Genomic DNA, 16,975 nt, shown 5'->3' with positions numbered 1-16,975 from the left:
GCTGAACACGTGGCACTGGACGTGCTGACGGACCTGAACAAGGTCCGCAACATCGGCATCATGGCGCACATCGATGCCGGCAAGACGACGACCACCGAGCGGATCCTGTTCTACACCGGGGTCAACTACAAGATCGGTGAGACGCACGACGGCGCGTCGACGATGGACTGGATGGAGCAGGAGCAGGAGCGCGGCATCACGATCACGTCCGCCGCGACGACCTGCTACTGGAAGAACAACCAGATCAACATCATCGACACCCCGGGCCACGTGGACTTCACGGTCGAGGTCGAGCGCTCGCTGCGCGTCCTCGACGGTGCGGTCGCGGTGTTCGACGGCAAGGAGGGGGTCGAGCCCCAGTCCGAGACGGTGTGGCGGCAGGCGGACAAGTACGAGGTCCCCCGCATCTGCTTCGTCAACAAGATGGACAAGCTCGGCGCCGACTTCTACTACACGGTCAAGACCATCGTCGACCGTCTGAAGGCCAAGCCGCTCGTCATCCAGATCCCGATCGGCTCCGAGAACGACTTCATCGGCGTCGTCGACCTGGTCGAGCAGAAGGCCCTCGTGTGGCGCGGCGAGACCGCGCTCGGCGAGGAGTACTCGACCGAGGACATCCCGGCCGACCTCGTCGAGAAGGCGGAGAAGTACCGCGCCGAGCTCATCGAGGCCGTCGCCGAGACCGACGAGGCGCTGCTCGAGAAGTACCTGGGCGGCGAGGAGCTCACGGTCGCGGAGATCAAGGCGGGCATCCGCAAGCTCACCGTGGCGAGCGAGGCCTACCCGGTCCTGTGCGGCTCGGCGTTCAAGAACAAGGGCGTCCAGCCCATGCTCGACGCCGTCATCGACTACCTCCCCACGCCGCTCGACGTGCCTGCCGTGCAGGGTCACGACGTGCGTGACGAGGAGGTCGTGGTCGAGCGTCACCCCGACTCCACGGAGCCGTTCTCGGCCCTCGCGTTCAAGGTCGCCTCGCACCCGTTCTTCGGGAAGCTGACCTACGTCCGCGTGTACTCCGGCAAGGTCTCGCAGGGCGCCCAGGTGCTCAACGCGACCAAGGGCAAGAAGGAGCGCATCGGGAAGCTCTTCCAGATGCACTCCAACAAGGAGAACCCGGTCGAGGACGCCACGGCGGGCCACATCTACGCGTTCATCGGTCTCAAGGACGTCACGACCGGCGACACCCTGTGCGACATCGCCGCACCGGTGGTCCTCGAGTCGATGACGTTCCCGGAGCCCGTCATCGACGTGGCGATCGAGCCGAAGACGAAGGGCGACCAGGAGAAGCTGGGCGTCGCGATCCAGAAGCTCGCCGAAGAGGACCCGACGTTCCGGGTCCGCCACGACGACGAGACCGGCCAGACCGTCATCGGCGGCATGGGCGAGCTCCACCTCGACATCCTCGTCGACCGCATGCGTCGCGAGTTCAAGGTCGAGGCGAACGTCGGCAAGCCGCAGGTGGCGTACCGCGAGACGATCCGTCGCTCGGTCGAGAAGATCGACTACGTCCACAAGAAGCAGACCGGAGGGTCGGGCCAGTACGCGAAGGTGCAGATGACCTTCCAGCCGCTGGACCCTGCCGAGGGCGAGCTGTACGAGTTCGAGAACAAGGTCACCGGTGGTCGCATCCCGCGGGAGTACATCCCCTCGGTCGACGCCGGTATCCAGAGCGCGATGGAGCTCGGCGTCCTGGCGGGCTTCCCGCTCGTGGGCGTCAAGGCCATCCTGCTCGACGGCGCTGCGCACGACGTCGACTCCTCGGAGATGGCGTTCAAGATCGCGGGCTCGATGATCCTCAAGGAAGCCGTCCGCAAGGCCGACCCGGTCCTGCTGGAGCCGGTCATGGCCGTCGAGGTGCGCACGCCCGAGGACTACATGGGTGAGGTCATCGGCGACATCAACTCCCGCCGAGGCATGATCCAGTCCATGGAGGACGCGACCGGCGTCAAGGTGATCCGGGCCCAGGTCCCGCTCTCCGAGATGTTCGGCTACGTCGGCGACCTGCGGTCGAAGACCCAGGGTCGTGCCGTGTACTCGATGCAGTTCGACAGCTACGCCGAGGTTCCTCGTAACGTTGCCGAGGAGATCATCAAGAAGACCCGGGGCGAGTAGGTCCCACAGGTCGACACCTGAAGTACCAACCACCCGACCCGTAGGACCGAACGCTCCCGGCCGTGCCAGCATGGCCGGGAGCGATCCGGAAATCTCTACCAGAGTCCTGAGGAGGACCCACAGTGGGCAAGGCGAAGTTCGAGCGCACCAAGCCGCACGTCAACATCGGCACGATCGGTCACGTCGACCACGGCAAGACCACGCTGACGGCCGCGATCTCGAAGGTGCTGCACGACAAGTACCCCGACCTCAACCCCTTCACGCCGTTCGACGAGATCGACAAGGCGCCGGAGGAGAAGCAGCGCGGTATCACGATCAACATCGCGCACGTCGAGTACCAGACGGAGAAGCGCCACTACGCGCACGTCGACGCTCCTGGTCACGCGGACTACATCAAGAACATGATCACGGGTGCGGCGCAGATGGACGGCGCGATCCTCGTGGTCGCGGCGACCGACGGCCCCATGGCCCAGACGCGTGAGCACGTCCTGCTCGCCCGTCAGGTCGGCGTCCCGTACCTGCTCGTCGCGCTCAACAAGACCGACATGGTCGACGACGAGGAGATCCTCGAGCTCGTCGAGGTCGAGGTCCGCGAGCTGCTCAGCGCGCAGGGCTTCGCCGGCGACGACGTCCCCGTCGTGCGCGTCTCGGGCCTCAAGGCCCTCGAGGGCGACCCGGTCTGGGTCAAGTCCGTCGAGGACCTGCTGGACGCGGTCGACGAGAGCGTCCCGGACCCGGTCCGCGACATCGACAAGCCGTTCCTCATGCCCATCGAGGACGTCTTCACGATCACCGGTCGTGGCACCGTCGTCACCGGTCGCGTGGAGCGCGGCAAGCTCAAGGTGAACGAGGAGGTGGAGATCGTCGGCATCAAGGAGAAGGCGATCAAGACCACGGTCACCGGCGTCGAGATGTTCCGCAAGCTGCTCGACTACGCCGAGGCCGGCGAGAACGTCGGTCTGCTCCTTCGCGGCACGAAGCGCGAGGAGGTCGAGCGCGGCCAGGTCGTCGTCAAGCCCGGCTCGATCACGCCGCACACCGAGTTCGAGGGCCAGGTCTACATCCTGGCGAAGGACGAGGGTGGCCGTCACAACCCGTTCTACGGGAACTACCGCCCCCAGTTCTACTTCCGCACGACGGACGTCACCGGCGTCATCACGCTGCCCGAGGGCACCGAGATGGTCATGCCCGGCGACAACACCGAGATCTCGGTCCAGCTGATCCAGCCGATCGCGATGGAGGAGGGCCTCGGCTTCGCCATCCGTGAGGGTGGCCGGACCGTCGGTTCGGGTCGCGTCATCAAGATCATCAAGTGATCTGACGAAGGGCCCGGGTGCTCGCACCCGGGCCCTTCGCATGCCCCCGGTCGGCCGGTCACGGCTCGCGGCCGCGGTCCGGTCGCCGGCCTCGAGCCGGGCGGACCGCGGTGCGGCGGGGGAGCGCGTCGACAGGTGTGCAGGGTCACTCCCGGCAGGGATTGGAGTTCCTGCGGGGGATCTGGCACACTAGCGAGGTTGCCCGGTGAGGGTGCGCGCCACTGTGCACACGCGAGTGTGCGGATCTGCTCGGGGTTCTGCCCCGTCGGAGGTCCAGCCGTGGGTGCGCATGACCCGCCCGGGCGCAGACACGTTGAGAGTCCTGCAGGCCCCGGGGTCACCCGGTGGCGGGGCTCAGTCAGCAACCAACGACCTCGCACGGGTCCACAGCGGCCGGTGCGCAGCGCAAAGGTATGTCGCGCAGAGCGACACGCCCGAGTGCGGGGGTCGGACAGAAGCGGTTCGAGAGAGAGAAGTAGACGACGCCATGGCGGGACAGAAGATCCGCATCCGGCTCAAGTCCTACGACCACGAGGTCATCGACAGCTCGGCGCGCAAGATCGTCGACACGGTGACGCGCGCTGGTGCGACGGTCGTGGGTCCGGTGCCGCTGCCGACGGAGAAGAACGTCTTCTGCGTCATCCGGTCGCCTCACAAGTACAAGGACAGCCGCGAGCACTTCGAGATGCGCACGCACAAGCGGCTCATCGACATCATCGATCCCACGCCGAAGGCGGTCGACTCGCTCATGCGTCTCGACCTGCCCGCGGACGTGAACATCGAGATCAAGCTCTGACGCTGGGAAGGAACTGATCTCTATGACTACCCAGCAGAACGCGCGCCCCGTCACGGCGCTGCTCGGCACCAAGCTCGGCATGACGCAGGTCTGGGACGCCAACGGGCGTCTCGTCCCCGTCACCGTGCTGCAGGTCGGCACCAACGTCGTGACCCAGGTCCGCTCCGCTGACACGGACGGCTACGCCGCGGTCCAGCTGGCCTACGGCCAGATCGACCCGCGCAAGGTGAGCCAGCCGCTGAAGGGCCACTTCGAGAAGGCCGGGGTCACCCCGCGCCGGCACGTGGCCGAGATCCGCACGCCGGACGCCACCGAGTACACGCTCGGCCAGGAGATCACCGCGGCGGCCTTCGAGGCCGGCGCCAAGGTCGACGTCATCGGCACCACCAAGGGCAAGGGCACCGCGGGCGTCATGAAGCGTCACGGCTTCCACGGCGTCGGCGCCTCCCACGGTGCGCACCGCAACCACCGCAAGCCCGGCTCGATCGGTGGGGCCTCGACCCCGTCGCGCGTGTTCCGTGGCATGAAGATGGCCGGGCGGATGGGCGTCGACCGCCAGACCACCCAGAACCTCACCGTGCACGCGATCGACGCCGAGAGGGGCCTGGTGCTCGTCAAGGGCGCCGTTCCCGGCCCCAAGGGTGGCGTCGTCGTCGTGCGCTCCGCCGCGAAGGGGGCATGAGCTCATGTCTGAGACCCTCACCGTGGACGTCCTGAACGCCGACGGCAAGAAGGCCGGCACCGCCGACCTGCCTGCCGAGGTCTTCGACGTCCAGACGAACGTCCCGCTGATCCACCAGGTCGTCGTCGCGCAGCTTGCTGCGGCACGCCAGGGCACGCACTCCACGAAGACTCGTGGAGAGGTCCGTGGTGGCGGCAGGAAGCCGTACAAGCAGAAGGGCACCGGCCGCGCCCGTCAGGGCTCGACCCGCGCCCCGCAGTTCGCCGGTGGTGGCGTCGTCCACGGCCCCACGCCGCGCGACTACTCCCAGCGGACCCCGAAGAAGATGAAGGCCGCGGCGCTCCGCGGTGCTCTCTCGGACCGCGCCCGCGCCGGCCGCGTGCACGTCGTCTCCGGCTTCGCGCCGGGCGCCGCGCCGTCGACCAAGTCCGCGCTGCAGGTTCTCGCGAACCTCTCGGGCCGCAAGAACGTCCTCGTCGTGGTCGAGCGCCAGGACGAGATCACCTGGAAGTCGCTGCGCAACGTCGAGCGGGTGCACCTGCTGGTCTCGGACCAGCTCAACACCTACGACGTGCTCATCTCGGACGACGTCGTCTTCACGCAGGGCGCGCTCGACGCGTTCCTCGCCGGCCCCGCCAAGGGCCGGAGCGCGACTGCGGTGGCCACGGAGTCCGAGGCCGCTGAGGAGGAGACGAAGTGACCGCCGTCGGCAAGGACCCCCGCGACATCCTGCTCGCTCCGGTCGTCTCGGAGAAGAGCTACGGGCTGCTCGACGAGGGCAAGTACACGTTCATCGTGGACCCCCGCGCGAACAAGACCGAGATCAAGATCGCGATCGAGCAGATCTTCTCGGTCAAGGTCGCCTCGGTGAACACGATCAACCGCAAGGGCAAGGCGCGCCGCACGAAGTTCGGCATCGGGCGTCGCAAGGACACCAAGCGGGCGATCGTCTCCCTCCGCGAGGGCACCATCGACATCTTCGGCGGACCGGTCGGCTGACGCCGTCCTGAGAGCAGATTGAGGACAGATCCCCATGGGAATCCGCAAGTACAAGCCGACGACGCCGGGCCGCCGTGGCTCCAGCGTCGCCGACTTCGTCGAGATCACGCGCTCCACGCCGGAGAAGTCGCTGGTTCGCCCGCTGCACAAGACCGGTGGTCGCAACTCGACCGGTCGCGTGACCATGCGCCACCAGGGTGGCGGTCACAAGCGTGCGTACCGCGTCATCGACTTCCGTCGCCACGACAAGGACGGCGTCCCGGCCAAGGTCGCGCACATCGAGTACGACCCCAACCGCACCGCGCGCATCGCGCTCCTGCACTACGCGGACGGCGAGAAGCGCTACATCATCGCGCCGAACAAGCTGTCGCAGGGTGACGTCGTCGAGAACGGCGCCACGGCGGACATCAAGCCCGGCAACAACCTGCCGCTGCGCAACATCCCGACCGGTACGGTCATCCACGCCATCGAGCTCAAGCCCGGTGGCGGCGCGAAGATCGCCCGCTCGGCGGGTGCGTCCGTGCAGCTCGTCGCCAAGGACGGCCCGTACGCGCAGCTGCGCATGCCCTCCGGCGAGATCCGCAACGTCGACCTGCGCTGCCGCGCCACGGTCGGCGAGGTGGGCAACGCCGAGCAGTCGAACATCAACTGGGGCAAGGCCGGCCGCATGCGCTGGAAGGGCAAGCGGCCCTCCGTCCGCGGTGTCGCGATGAACCCGATCGACCACCCGCACGGTGGTGGTGAGGGCAAGACCTCCGGTGGTCGTCACCCGGTCAGCCCGTGGGGCCAGGCCGAGGGTCGTACCCGCCGTCCGAACAAGCCGAGCGACAAGCTCATCGTGCGCCGTCGGCGCACCGGCAAGAACAAGCGCTGATAGGAGCCTGAGATGCCACGCAGCCTGAAGAAGGGCCCGTTCGTCGACGGCCACCTGCAGAAGAAGGTCGACGTCCAGAACGAGAAGGGGACCAAGGCGGTCATCAAGACCTGGTCCCGTCGTTCGATGATCACGCCGGACTTCCTCGGCCACACGTTCGCGGTGCACGACGGCCGCAAGCACACGCCGGTGTTCGTCACGGAGTCGATGGTCGGGCACAAGCTCGGCGAGTTCGCCCCCACGCGTACGTTCCGCGGCCACGAGAAGGACGACCGGAAGGGCCGTCGCCGCTGACCCCCGGGTCAGCTCAGGCGACGTCCTTGACGGCAGAGACAGAAGGCAGGACAGCAATGGAAGCCAAGGCGAAGGCGCGGTTCGTCCGCGTCACGCCCCAGAAGGCCCGGCGCGTCGTGGACCTCATCCGTGGCAAGCAGGCCGGCGAGGCCGTGGCGGTGCTGAAGTTCGCACCGCAGGCCGCAGGGGAGACCGTCCTCAAGGTGGTCGAGAGCGCGATCGCGAACGCCCGTGAGGGTGCGAAGCGCGCGAACGAGCGTCTGGACGAGCAGGACCTCTACATCTCCGAGGTGTACGTCGACGAGGGCCCGACCCTCAAGCGGTTCCGCCCCCGGGCGCAGGGCCGCGCCAGCCAGATCCTCAAGCGCACGAGCCACATCACGGTCGTGGTCGCGGAGCGCGAGAGCACGAAGGGAAGGACCCGATAGTGGGACAGAAGGTCAACCCGCTCGGGTATCGCCTGGGCATCACGACAGACCACCGTTCGCGCTGGTTCGCCGACTCCACCAAGCCGGGGCAGCGCTACCGCGACTACGTCCGCGAGGACGTGCAGATCCGCAAGCTCATGAGCACGGGTCTCGAGCGCGCGGGCATCGCCAAGGTCGAGATCGAGCGCACGCGTGACCGCGTCCGCGTCGACATCCACACCGCCCGCCCGGGCATCGTCATCGGGCGTCGTGGCGCGGAGGCCGACCGCATCCGCGGCGAGCTCGAGAAGCTCACGGGCAAGCAGGTCCAGCTGAACATCCTCGAGGTCAAGAACGCCGAGATCGAGGCCCAGCTGGTCGCCCAGGGCATCGCGGAGCAGCTCGCGAGCCGTGTCTCGTTCCGTCGCGCCATGCGCAAGGGCATCCAGAGCGCCCAGCGCGCGGGTGCCAAGGGCATTCGGGTGCAGGTCTCCGGCCGCCTCGGTGGCGCGGAGATGAGCCGTACGGAGTTCTACCGCGAGGGTCGTGTGCCGCTGCACACGCTGCGCGCGAACATCGACTACGGCTTCTTCGAGGCCCGCACGACCTTCGGGCGCATCGGCGTCAAGGTCTGGGTCTACAAGGGCGACATGACGGAGAAGGAGTTCGCCCGCGAGCAGGCGACCCAGGCTCCGCGCCCGGCCCGTGGCCCGCGTCAGGACCGTGGCGGCGAGCGTCCCGCCCGCGGCGGCGCACCGCGTCGCAACGACCGCACCGAGGCTCCGGCCGAGGCCGCGGCCGAGGCCCCGGCAGCAGCGACCGAGTCGGCCGCTCCTGCTCCTGAGTCCGGAACGGAGGCCTGAGCCGTGCTGATCCCGCGCAGGCTGAAGCACCGCAAGCAGCACCACCCGGGGCGCTCCGGCGCCGCGACCGGTGGCACGACGATCACGTTCGGTGAGTACGGCATCCAGGCTCTCGAGCCGGCCTACGTCACGAACCGGCAGATCGAGGCTGCTCGTATCGCGATGACCCGCCACATCAAGCGTGGCGGCAAGGTCTGGATCAACATCTACCCGGACCGTCCGCTCACGAAGAAGCCCGCCGAGACCCGCATGGGTTCCGGCAAGGGCTCGCCCGAGTGGTGGATCGCCAACGTCAAGCCGGGTCGAGTTCTCTTCGAGCTCGCCGGCGTCCCGGAGCCGCTGGCTCGCGAGGCCATGCGCCGCGCGCAGCACAAGCTCCCGATGAAGACCCGTTTCGTGGTTCGCGAGGGTGGTAACTGATGGCTATCGGAACCAAGGACCTGGCTCCCAGCGAGCTGGACGCCTTCGACGACGAGCGCCTGGTCGCCGAGCTGAAGAAGGCCAAGGAGGAGCTGTTCAACCTCCGCTTCCAGTCGGCGACGGGCCAGCTCGAGAGCCACGGGCGGCTCAAGGCCGTGCGCCGCGACATCGCCCGGATCTACACGATCCTGCGCGAGCGCGAGCTCGGAATCCGTACCGCCCCGAGCGCGAGCGAGTGAGGTCACGATGAGCGCGAAGACTGACGACAAGGCAACGGCCTCCTCGGCTGCCGAGGAGACCACCGCCGCCGCCGCCGCCCGTGCGGACCGCAAGGTCCGCCGCGGGTACGTGGTGAGCGACAAGATGGAGAAGACCGTCGTGGTGGAGGTCGAGGACCGGGTCAAGCACCCGCTCTACGGCAAGGTCATCCGGCGCACGAGCAAGGTCAAGGCGCACGACGAGGCCGGCGCTGCCGGTGTCGGCGACCTCGTCCTGATCATGGAGACGCGTCCCCTCTCGGCCACCAAGCGGTTCCGCCTGGTGGAGATCCTCGAGAAGGCCAAGTAGTTCCCTGCAGTACTCAAGGTTGCCCACGGGCTCCGGCCGAGCCAGCTCGGCCGGAGCGACGTGTGCACGACGGCAACGACACGTTCGGCCAGGCTCGCCCCGCGAGAACCGGCAGACGACAGGAGTTCAGTAGATGATTCAGCAGGAGTCCCGACTTCGGGTCGCCGACAACACGGGTGCCAAGGAGATTCTGTGCATCCGCGTCCTCGGTGGCTCCGGGCGTCGCTACGCCGGCATCGGTGACGTGATCGTCGCGACGGTCAAGGATGCGATCCCCGGCGGCAACGTCAAGAAGGGCGACGTCGTCAAGGCGGTCATCGTCCGTACCCGCAAGGAGCGTCGGCGTCCCGACGGCTCGTACATCAAGTTCGACGAGAACGCGGCCGTGATCCTCAAGAACGACGGTGAGCCTCGTGGCACGCGCATCTTCGGCCCGGTGGGCCGGGAGCTGCGTGACAAGAAGTTCATGAAGATCATCTCGCTGGCTCCGGAGGTGCTCTGACCATGGCCAAGATCAAGAAGGGCGACCTCGTCGTCGTCATCTCGGGCCGCGACAAGGGCCAGCAGGGCCGCGTGCTCGAGGTCCTGACGGAGACGCAGCGCGTCGTCGTCGAGGGCGTGCAGCGCGTGACCAAGCACACGAAGGCCGGCCAGTCGGCGCGCGGCACCCGCACGGGTGGCATCGAGACCGTCGAGGCCCCCATCCACATCAGCAACGTGATGCTGGTGGACCCGGAGACCAAGAAGGGCACCCGGGTCGGCTACCGCACCGAGCAGGTCGAGCGCGACGGCCGCACCCGTAACGTCCGGGTCCGCGTCGCCAAGCGCTCCGGTAAGGACATCTGATGACCGCGATCGACGACACCACCACGCCGGACGCGCCGCTCAAGCCGCGTCTCAAGTCGCGCTACGCCGAGGAGATCGTCCCGGCGCTGCGCGAGGAGTTCAGCCACGTCAACGTCAACCAGGTCGCGCGGATCGTCAAGGTCGTCGTGAACATGGGTGTCGGTGACGCCGCGAAGGACTCCAAGCTCATCGAGGGCGCGATCCGCGACCTGACCCTCATCACGGGTCAGAAGCCGCAGGTCACGAAGGCTCGCAAGTCCATCGCCCAGTTCAAGCTGCGTGAGGGCATGCCGATCGGCGCGCACGTCACGCTGCGTGGCGACCGGGCGTGGGAGTTCCTCGACCGCCTGCTCTCGACCGCTCTTCCGCGCATCCGCGACTTCCGCGGGCTGTCGCCGAAGCAGTTCGACGGGCACGGCAACTACACGTTCGGTCTCACGGAGCAGTCCATGTTCCACGAGATCGACCAGGACAAGATCGACCGCGTGCGCGGCATGGACATCACGATCGTGACGACCGCCTCGACCGACGACGAGGGCCGCTCGCTGCTGAAGCGTCTCGGCTTCCCCTTCAAGGAGGACTGACATGGCGAAGACCGCCCTGGTCAACAAGGCCGCCGGGACCCCCAAGTTCAAGGTGCGCGGCTACACCCGGTGCCAGCGGTGCGGACGTCCGCACAGCGTGTACCGCAAGTTCGGCCTCTGCCGCATCTGCGTCCGTGAGATGGCGCACCGCGGCGAGCTGCCCGGGCTCACCAAGAGCTCCTGGTAAAACCACTACGCCGCAGGTCTGTGCTCCGGTGGTGCGGCGCGAGCCGCACCACCGTGCAGATACCCCGGCGAGGAAGGGCTGACGCCCCATGACGATGACCGACCCGATCGCAGACTTCCTGACGCGTCTGCGCAACGCGAACTCCGCGCACCACGACTCGGTCTCGATGCCGTTCTCGAAGCTGAAGTCGCACATCGCGGAGATCCTTCAGGCCGAGGGCTACATCGCCGGCTGGAAGGTCGAGGACGCGCCCGTGGGCAAGTACCTCGTGATCGAGCTCAAGTACGGCCCGAACCGCGAGCGTTCGCTCGCCGGCATCAAGCGCGTGTCCAAGCCGGGCCTGCGCGTGTACGCCAAGTCGACCAACCTGCCCAAGGTGCTCGGCGGCCTCGGCGTGGCGATCCTGTCCACGTCCTCCGGTCTCCTCACCGACAAGCAGGCCGCCAAGAAGGGCGTGGGTGGGGAAGTCCTCGCCTACGTCTGGTAAGCCCGAGACGGAAAGGAGCTAGCCATGTCTCGTATCGGCAGAGTCCCCGTCCCGGTCCCCTCCGGCGTCGAGGTCACCATCGACGGCGCAGTCGTGACGGTCAAGGGCCCCAAGGGCACCCTGGCGCACACGATCGCGTCCCCCATCGAGGTCGCACGTGACGACGCGGGTGCGCTCGTGGTCACGCGCCCCAACGACGAGCGCAACTCGCGCTCGCTGCACGGCCTGACCCGCACGCTGCTCGCCAACCTCGTGACCGGTGTGACCACCGGCTACGAGAAGAAGCTCGAGATCGTGGGCACCGGTTACCGCGTCGCGGCCAAGGACGGCGGGCTCGAGTTCGCTCTCGGCTTCAGCCACCCGGTCGCGGTCAAGCCGCCGGAGGGCATCACGTTCACCGTCGAGTCGCCGACCAAGTTCGCGGTCGTCGGCATCGACAAGCAGCAGGTCGGCGAGGTCGCCGCGAACATCCGCAAGATCCGCAAGCCTGAGCCGTACAAGGGCAAGGGCGTGCGCTACGCCGGCGAGAACGTCCGCCGCAAGGTCGGAAAGGCTGGTAAGTAGCCATGGCCATCGGGATCAGGGGCAAGGGCAAGGCGATCGCGCGTACGCGCCGTCACCTGCGGCTCCGCAAGAAGATCAGTGGTTCGACCGCCCGTCCGCGTCTCGTCGTGACCCGGTCCGCCCGGCACATCACGGCGCAGGTCGTCGACGACAGCGTCGGCCGCACCCTCGCGTCGGCGTCGACCCTCGAGTCGGACCTGCGCGCACTGGGCGACGACAAGACGGCCAAGGCGCGCAAGGTCGGCGAGCTCGTCGCCGAGCGGGCGAAGGCTGCCGGCATCGACGCGGTGGTCTTCGACCGCGGCGGCAACAAGTACCACGGTCGTGTGGCAGCAGTCGCCGACGGGGCCCGCGAAGGCGGTCTGGCCCTGTGACGACGACCACCGACTCCGCATCGAAGAAGAGGACTCACTGATGGCTGCTCCTCAGCGCAGCAACACCGGCGGCGCGCCCCAGGGCGCGGCCGGCGGCGGCGACCGTCGTGACGGCGGTCGTCGTGACGGCGGCGGGCGTCGTGGCGACGCCGCAGAGAAGAGCGCCTTCGTCGAGCGCGTCGTGACGATCAACCGTGTGGCCAAGGTCGTCAAGGGCGGCCGTCGGTTCAGCTTCACCGCGCTCGTCGTGGTGGGCGACGGTGACGGCACGGTCGGCGTGGGCTACGGCAAGGCCAAGGAGGTGCCCGCCGCGATCGCGAAGGGTGTCGAGGAGGCCAAGAAGAACTTCTTCAAGGTCCCGCGCATCCAGGGCACGATCCCGCACCCCATCCAGGGTGAGGCCGCGGCCGGTGTCGTCTTCCTGCGTCCGGCGTCGCCGGGTACCGGTGTGATCGCCGGTGGTCCGGTGCGCGCCGTGCTCGAGTGCGCCGGCATCCACGACGTCCTGAGCAAGTCGCTCGGCTCGTCGAACGCGATCAACATCGTGCACGCGACGGTCGCGGCCCTGCGGGGTCTCGAGCAGCCCGAGGCCGTGGCGGCTCGCCGTGGTCTCCCGCTCGAGCACGTCGCGCCGGCCCCGCTGCTGCGGGCGCAGGCCGCGGGCATCGCTGCGAAGGCGGGTGTGTGATGGCCCGTCTCAAGGTGACCCAGACCAAGTCCGCCATCGGCGGACGGCAGAACCAGCGCGACACGCTGCGCACCCTGGGCCTCAAGCGGATCGGCGACGTCGTCGTCAAGGAGGACCGTCCTGAGATCCGCGGCATGGTCTCCACGGTGACGCACCTCGTCGCTGTCGAGGAGGTCGAGTGATGGCTGACGACAAGAAGGCCACGGACGACGCCGAGGTGACCACCCCGGCGAAGAAGGCTCCGGCCAAGAAGGCGGCGGCCAAGAAGGCTCCGGCCGAGGAGACCGCGACCACGGAGTCCGCCGCGAAGGCGCCCAAGGTCGCGACCACCAAGGCCGCTGCCAAGCCGGCAGCGACCAAGGCCGTCGCCGAGGAGCAGGGCGCGGGCGGCACGCTGCGCGTGCACCACCTGCGTCCAGCCCCCGGCGCCAAGACCGCCAAGACCCGCGTGGGTCGTGGTGAGGCGTCGAAGGGCAAGACGGCCGGCCGCGGTACCAAGGGCCAGAAGGCGCGCTACCAGATCCCGGACCGCTTCGAGGGCGGGCAGATGCCGCTGCACATGCGGCTGCCCAAGCTCCGCGGCTTCCGGAACCCGTTCCGCGTCGAGTACCAGGTCGTGAACCTGGACAAGCTCTCGGCGCTGTACCCGAGCGGTGGCGACGTCACGGTCGAGGACCTCGTCGCCAAGGGAGCCGTCCGCAAGGGCGCCCCGGTGAAGGTGCTCGGCACGGGCGAGCTCACGGTGAAGCTGTCGGTCGCCGTGGACGCCTACTCGTCGTCGGCCAAGGACAAGATCCTGGCTGCCGGCGGGAGCGTCGCGCAGGACTGATCGCAGGACGGGGTCGGCAGGGCACTGTTCCTGCCGGCCCCGTTCTCGCATCTTGGCGGATGTCCGTTAAGGTGCCCGGGGTTGCTCAGCGTCGCGCCACGTCCTGGCACGCTGCCTGAGACCCATCGGAGACGACCGGATCGGCCCGGCCGTACGACACACCGCCACGGCGGAGCAGGAGGACAGGTGCTCAGCGCATTCGTGCGGGCGTTCAGGACGCCCGACCTGCGGCGCAAGCTGCTCTTCACGATCGGCATCATGGTGGTGTTCCGGGTGGGCTCGTTCCTGCCCACACCCGGGGTCTCCTACACCAACGTGAACGCCTGCATCGCGCAGACCCAGGACAACGACCTGCTCGGGCTGGTCAACCTGTTCAGCGGCGGTGCGCTGCTCCAGCTGTCGGTCTTCGCGCTCGGGATCATGCCGTACATCACGGCGAGCATCATCGTGCAGCTGCTGCGCGTGGTCATCCCGCGCTTCGAGGCGCTGCACCAGGAGGGCCAGTCGGGCACCGCGAAGCTCACGCAGTACACGCGGTACCTGACGATCGGCCTGGCGATCCTGCAGTCGACGACGGTCATCACGATCGCGCGCACCGGGCAGCTCTTCCCGAACTGCACGGTCGACGTCATCCCGCAGGACACCCCGATCACGATCATCCTCATGGTGCTGACCATGACGGCGGGCACGGGCCTGATCATGTGGCTCGGTGAGCTCATCTCCGAGCGCGGCATCGGCAACGGCATGTCGCTGCTCATCTTCACGTCGATCGCGGCGACGTTCCCCTCGGCCATGTGGTCGATCGCGGGCGGCGACGGCGGCTTCGGCAAGTTCCTCGTCGTGCTGGCGATCGTCGTGCTCGTGATCGCGCTGGTCGTGTTCGTCGAGCAGTCGCAGCGCCGGATCCCGGTGCAGTACGCCAAGCGCATGGTCGGCCGGAAGATGTACGGCGGGTCGAGCACCTACATCCCGATCAAGATCAACATCGCGGGCATCATCCCGGTCATCTTCGCGTCGTCGCTGCTCGCCGTCCCGGGCCTCATCGCCCAGTTCGGCGACCCGACGCAGGAGTGGGTCGCGTGGGTGAGCAACAACCTCGCCGACCCGGGCGCGCCGCTGCACCTCGCGATCTACGTCGTCCTGATCATCTTCTTCTGCTACTTCTACACGGCGATCACGTTCAACCCGGACGAGGTCGCGGACAACATGAAGAAGTACGGCGGCTTCATCCCCGGCATCCGGGCCGGGCGTCCGACGGCCGAGTACCTCGACTACGTCATCACGCGCATCACCGCGCCGGGGTCGGTGTACCTCGCGCTGGTCGCGCTCATCCCGACGATCGCGTTCATCGTGCTCGGCGTCGGGACCAACATCCCGTTCGGTGGAGCCTCGATCCTCATCGTCGTCGGCGTCGGCCTCGAGACGGTGAAGCAGATCGAGTCGCAGCTCCAGCAGCGGCACTACGAAGGGTTCCTGCGTTGACAGCACGGCTCGTGATCATGGGACCGCAGGGTGCGGGCAAGGGGACGCAGGCGGCGCGGCTCGCCGACCGTCTCGGCGTCCCGGCGATCTCCACCGGTGACATCTTCCGCGCGAACATCAAGGGCGGCACCGACCTCGGGCGCCTCGCGCAGGAGTACACCGCCCAGGGCGAGCTCGTGCCCGACTCCGTGACCAACGACATGGTGCGCGACCGGCTCGCGCAGGCGGACGCCGCCGAGGGCTTCATCCTCGACGGGTACCCGCGCAACGCGGCCCAGGTGACCGAGCTCGACGAGATCCTCGCCGCGCTCGGCACCCGGCTCGACGCGGTCGTGGAGCTCACGGCCGAGCGAGACGAGCTCCTGGCCCGGCTGCGCAACCGCGCGCAGGTCGAGGGTCGCGACGACGACACCGAGGAGGCCATCGCCCGCCGCCTCGACATCTACGCCGAGCAGACGGCGCCCCTCACGACCGCCTACGGCGAGCGCGGGCTGCTGGTGCGGGTCGACGGCATCGGCGAGATCGACGAGATCACGGCGCGTCTGACGGACGCGCTCGCACCCGCGCTCGGCTGACGACGGGCCGGCGGGGGAGAGCCCGGTGTTCGGCCGCGAGCGGATCGAGTACAAGACGCGCGAGCAGGTCCAGGTCATGCGGCGCGCGGGACTGGTGGTCGCGGACGCGCTCGACGCGGTGCGCGACCAGGTCGCCGTCGGCATGACGACCGCCGACCTGGACGCGATCGCGGCCGACGTCATCCGGCGTGCGGGGGCGACCCCGTCGTTCCTCGGCTACGAGGGCTACCCGGCGACGCTGTGCGTCTCGGTCAACGACGAGGTCGTGCACGGCATCCCCGGCCCCCGCGTGCTGGACGCGGGCGACGTCGTGTCGATCGACTGCGGTGCGGTCGTCGACGGCTGGCACGGCGACTCCGCCATCACGGTCGTGCTCTCGGGCGCGGACCCGGCCGACGAGGCGCTCAGCGACGTCACGGAGCGCGCGATGTGGGCCGGCATCGCCTCGCTGGCGTCGGCGACGAGGCTCGCGGCGGTCGGCGAGGCCGTCGAGGGCGTCGTCGAGGCTGCGGCGGCCGGCGGCGGGCCGCAGTACGGCATCGTGCAGGAGTTCGTCGGCCACGGGATCGGCTCCGCGATGCACCAGCCGCCTGAGGTCCTCAACTACCGCAGCCGCGACCGCGGGGCGCGCGTGCGCCCGGGTCTGTGCGTCGCCGTCGAGCCGATGATCGCGCGCGGCGACCAGGCCACCCGCACGCTCGAGGACGACTGGACCGCGGTCACGGTCGACGGCTCGCGTGCAGCGCACTGGGAGCACTCCGTGGCGGTGCTGGAGGACGGCATCGTCGTGCTGACCGCGCGCGACGGGGGAGCGGCCCGCCTGGGCGCGCTCGGCGTCGAGGTCGTCGCGCTCGGCTGACGGGTCGCCGGCGGCCCTGGGGCTGCGGACCGGGGGTCCCGTCGCACGCTCGGTGTGCCGGTGTGCCGATGTGCCCGTGTGCCCCTGCGCCCGGCCGGTCGCACCCGGGGAACGCGCCCGTGCGCGCGTCGGTGGAGGAGCCGGCTGAGCCGTCCGGGGCGGATCTGGCG

26 protein-coding genes are annotated in these 16,975 nt (G+C 68.7%); all 26 read left to right on the top strand.

The features are described from left to right. Nucleotides 1–9 precede the first annotated feature (9 nt). The 26 genes from fusA to map all read left to right on the top strand — a co-directional run bounded on the left by fusA (nucleotide 10) and on the right by map (nucleotide 16,805). The gene (gene fusA / locus CCE01nite_RS01315; RefSeq protein ID WP_034625906.1) at nucleotides 10–2,112 is read left to right on the top strand and encodes an elongation factor G; all 2,103 of its coding nucleotides are present in this window, start codon (nucleotides 10–12) and stop codon (nucleotides 2,110–2,112) included. Nucleotides 2,113–2,234: 122 nt separating this feature from the next. Beyond that, on the top strand, nucleotides 2,235–3,428 hold the full coding sequence (tuf, locus tag CCE01nite_RS01310; protein WP_034625901.1) for an elongation factor Tu: 1,194 nt from the start codon (nucleotides 2,235–2,237) through the stop codon (nucleotides 3,426–3,428). A 487-nt stretch (nucleotides 3,429–3,915) separates the two neighbouring features. Continuing rightward, nucleotides 3,916–4,224 carry a 30S ribosomal protein S10 gene (rpsJ, locus tag CCE01nite_RS01305; protein WP_012867945.1) on the top strand — a complete coding sequence of 103 codons (309 nt, stop codon included), beginning with the start codon at nucleotides 3,916–3,918 and terminating at the stop codon, nucleotides 4,222–4,224. Between the two features lie 22 nt (nucleotides 4,225–4,246). Continuing rightward, nucleotides 4,247–4,906, top strand: a complete 660-nt coding sequence (rplC, locus tag CCE01nite_RS01300; protein ID WP_034625898.1) for a 50S ribosomal protein L3 — start codon at nucleotides 4,247–4,249, stop codon at nucleotides 4,904–4,906. A 4-nt stretch (nucleotides 4,907–4,910) separates the two neighbouring features. Beyond that, nucleotides 4,911–5,606, top strand: a complete 696-nt coding sequence (rplD, locus tag CCE01nite_RS01295; protein WP_034625895.1) for a 50S ribosomal protein L4 — start codon at nucleotides 4,911–4,913, stop codon at nucleotides 5,604–5,606. Continuing rightward, entirely contained in the window at nucleotides 5,603–5,905 is a 303-nt protein-coding gene (rplW, locus tag CCE01nite_RS01290; RefSeq protein ID WP_034625892.1) for a 50S ribosomal protein L23, read from the top strand. Before rplD ends, rplW begins: the two co-directional genes overlap by 4 nt. Nucleotides 5,906–5,939: 34 nt before the next feature. Next, nucleotides 5,940–6,779, top strand: coding sequence for a 50S ribosomal protein L2 (gene rplB, locus CCE01nite_RS01285; RefSeq protein ID WP_034625889.1), 840 nt, complete (start codon nucleotides 5,940–5,942; stop codon nucleotides 6,777–6,779). 12 nt (nucleotides 6,780–6,791) lie between these two features. Continuing rightward, nucleotides 6,792–7,073 carry a 30S ribosomal protein S19 gene (rpsS, locus tag CCE01nite_RS01280; protein WP_034625887.1) on the top strand — a complete coding sequence of 94 codons (282 nt, stop codon included), beginning with the start codon at nucleotides 6,792–6,794 and terminating at the stop codon, nucleotides 7,071–7,073. Nucleotides 7,074–7,129: 56 nt separating this feature from the next. After that, nucleotides 7,130–7,501 carry a 50S ribosomal protein L22 gene (rplV, locus tag CCE01nite_RS01275; RefSeq protein WP_034625884.1) on the top strand — a complete coding sequence of 124 codons (372 nt, stop codon included), beginning with the start codon at nucleotides 7,130–7,132 and terminating at the stop codon, nucleotides 7,499–7,501. Next, complete coding sequence (gene rpsC / locus CCE01nite_RS01270; RefSeq protein ID WP_034625881.1) at nucleotides 7,501–8,343, top strand: 30S ribosomal protein S3; 843 nt, start codon at nucleotides 7,501–7,503, stop codon at nucleotides 8,341–8,343. The genes rplV and rpsC overlap by 1 nt, the downstream gene beginning before the upstream one ends. Nucleotides 8,344–8,346: 3 nt before the next feature. Beyond that, the gene (rplP, locus tag CCE01nite_RS01265; RefSeq protein WP_034625879.1) at nucleotides 8,347–8,763 is read left to right on the top strand and encodes a 50S ribosomal protein L16; all 417 of its coding nucleotides are present in this window, start codon (nucleotides 8,347–8,349) and stop codon (nucleotides 8,761–8,763) included. After that, nucleotides 8,763–9,002, top strand: coding sequence for a 50S ribosomal protein L29 (rpmC, locus tag CCE01nite_RS01260; RefSeq protein ID WP_034625876.1), 240 nt, complete (start codon nucleotides 8,763–8,765; stop codon nucleotides 9,000–9,002). Before rplP ends, rpmC begins: the two co-directional genes overlap by 1 nt. 7 nt (nucleotides 9,003–9,009) lie before the next feature. Beyond that, a complete protein-coding gene (gene rpsQ / locus CCE01nite_RS01255) occupies nucleotides 9,010–9,330 on the top strand; it encodes a 30S ribosomal protein S17 (protein WP_034625873.1) in 321 nt (106 codons plus the stop codon). Between the two features lie 133 nt (nucleotides 9,331–9,463). Beyond that, the gene (rplN, locus tag CCE01nite_RS01250; protein WP_034625870.1) at nucleotides 9,464–9,832 is read left to right on the top strand and encodes a 50S ribosomal protein L14; all 369 of its coding nucleotides are present in this window, start codon (nucleotides 9,464–9,466) and stop codon (nucleotides 9,830–9,832) included. 2 nt (nucleotides 9,833–9,834) lie between these two features. After that, complete coding sequence (rplX, locus tag CCE01nite_RS01245; protein WP_034625867.1) at nucleotides 9,835–10,176, top strand: 50S ribosomal protein L24; 342 nt, start codon at nucleotides 9,835–9,837, stop codon at nucleotides 10,174–10,176. Next, a complete protein-coding gene (gene rplE, locus CCE01nite_RS01240) occupies nucleotides 10,176–10,760 on the top strand; it encodes a 50S ribosomal protein L5 (protein ID WP_034625865.1) in 585 nt (194 codons plus the stop codon). Before rplX ends, rplE begins: the two co-directional genes overlap by 1 nt. Nucleotide 10,761: 1 nt before the next feature. Then, nucleotides 10,762–10,947: a type Z 30S ribosomal protein S14 gene (locus CCE01nite_RS01235; protein ID WP_034625862.1), complete on the top strand. Its 186-nt coding sequence runs from the start codon at nucleotides 10,762–10,764 to the stop codon at nucleotides 10,945–10,947. 88 nt (nucleotides 10,948–11,035) lie between these two features. Continuing rightward, nucleotides 11,036–11,434 (top strand): 30S ribosomal protein S8, encoded by a 399-nt coding sequence (gene rpsH / locus CCE01nite_RS01230; RefSeq protein ID WP_034625859.1) that lies wholly within the window; start codon nucleotides 11,036–11,038, stop codon nucleotides 11,432–11,434. Nucleotides 11,435–11,458: 24 nt separating this feature from the next. Then, on the top strand, nucleotides 11,459–11,998 hold the full coding sequence (gene rplF, locus CCE01nite_RS01225; RefSeq protein ID WP_034625854.1) for a 50S ribosomal protein L6: 540 nt from the start codon (nucleotides 11,459–11,461) through the stop codon (nucleotides 11,996–11,998). A 2-nt stretch (nucleotides 11,999–12,000) separates the two neighbouring features. Then, nucleotides 12,001–12,372, top strand: a complete 372-nt coding sequence (rplR, locus tag CCE01nite_RS01220) for a 50S ribosomal protein L18 (protein WP_034625850.1) — start codon at nucleotides 12,001–12,003, stop codon at nucleotides 12,370–12,372. Between the two features lie 40 nt (nucleotides 12,373–12,412). Further along, nucleotides 12,413–13,060: a 30S ribosomal protein S5 gene (gene rpsE, locus CCE01nite_RS01215; RefSeq protein WP_034625844.1), complete on the top strand. Its 648-nt coding sequence runs from the start codon at nucleotides 12,413–12,415 to the stop codon at nucleotides 13,058–13,060. Further along, the gene (gene rpmD, locus CCE01nite_RS01210; RefSeq protein WP_034625838.1) at nucleotides 13,060–13,242 is read left to right on the top strand and encodes a 50S ribosomal protein L30; all 183 of its coding nucleotides are present in this window, start codon (nucleotides 13,060–13,062) and stop codon (nucleotides 13,240–13,242) included. Before rpsE ends, rpmD begins: the two co-directional genes overlap by 1 nt. Then, entirely contained in the window at nucleotides 13,242–13,889 is a 648-nt protein-coding gene (gene rplO, locus CCE01nite_RS01205; RefSeq protein ID WP_084142479.1) for a 50S ribosomal protein L15, read from the top strand. Before rpmD ends, rplO begins: the two co-directional genes overlap by 1 nt. Before the next feature lie 186 nt (nucleotides 13,890–14,075). Then, nucleotides 14,076–15,371 (top strand): preprotein translocase subunit SecY, encoded by a 1,296-nt coding sequence (gene secY / locus CCE01nite_RS01200; protein ID WP_034625832.1) that lies wholly within the window; start codon nucleotides 14,076–14,078, stop codon nucleotides 15,369–15,371. Continuing rightward, nucleotides 15,368–15,946, top strand: a complete 579-nt coding sequence (locus CCE01nite_RS01195; RefSeq protein ID WP_034625828.1) for an adenylate kinase — start codon at nucleotides 15,368–15,370, stop codon at nucleotides 15,944–15,946. Before secY ends, CCE01nite_RS01195 begins: the two co-directional genes overlap by 4 nt. Before the next feature lie 25 nt (nucleotides 15,947–15,971). After that, the gene (gene map / locus CCE01nite_RS01190; RefSeq protein ID WP_034625823.1) at nucleotides 15,972–16,805 is read left to right on the top strand and encodes a type I methionyl aminopeptidase; all 834 of its coding nucleotides are present in this window, start codon (nucleotides 15,972–15,974) and stop codon (nucleotides 16,803–16,805) included. Nucleotides 16,806–16,975 lie beyond the last annotated feature (170 nt).

The sequence above is a fragment of the Cellulomonas cellasea genome (assembly GCF_006538745.1).
Lineage (GTDB): Bacteria > Actinomycetota > Actinomycetes > Actinomycetales > Cellulomonadaceae > Cellulomonas_A > Cellulomonas_A cellasea.
Note: the sequence above shows the minus strand (reverse complement) of the source record. Positions and strands in the feature narration are given on the sequence as shown.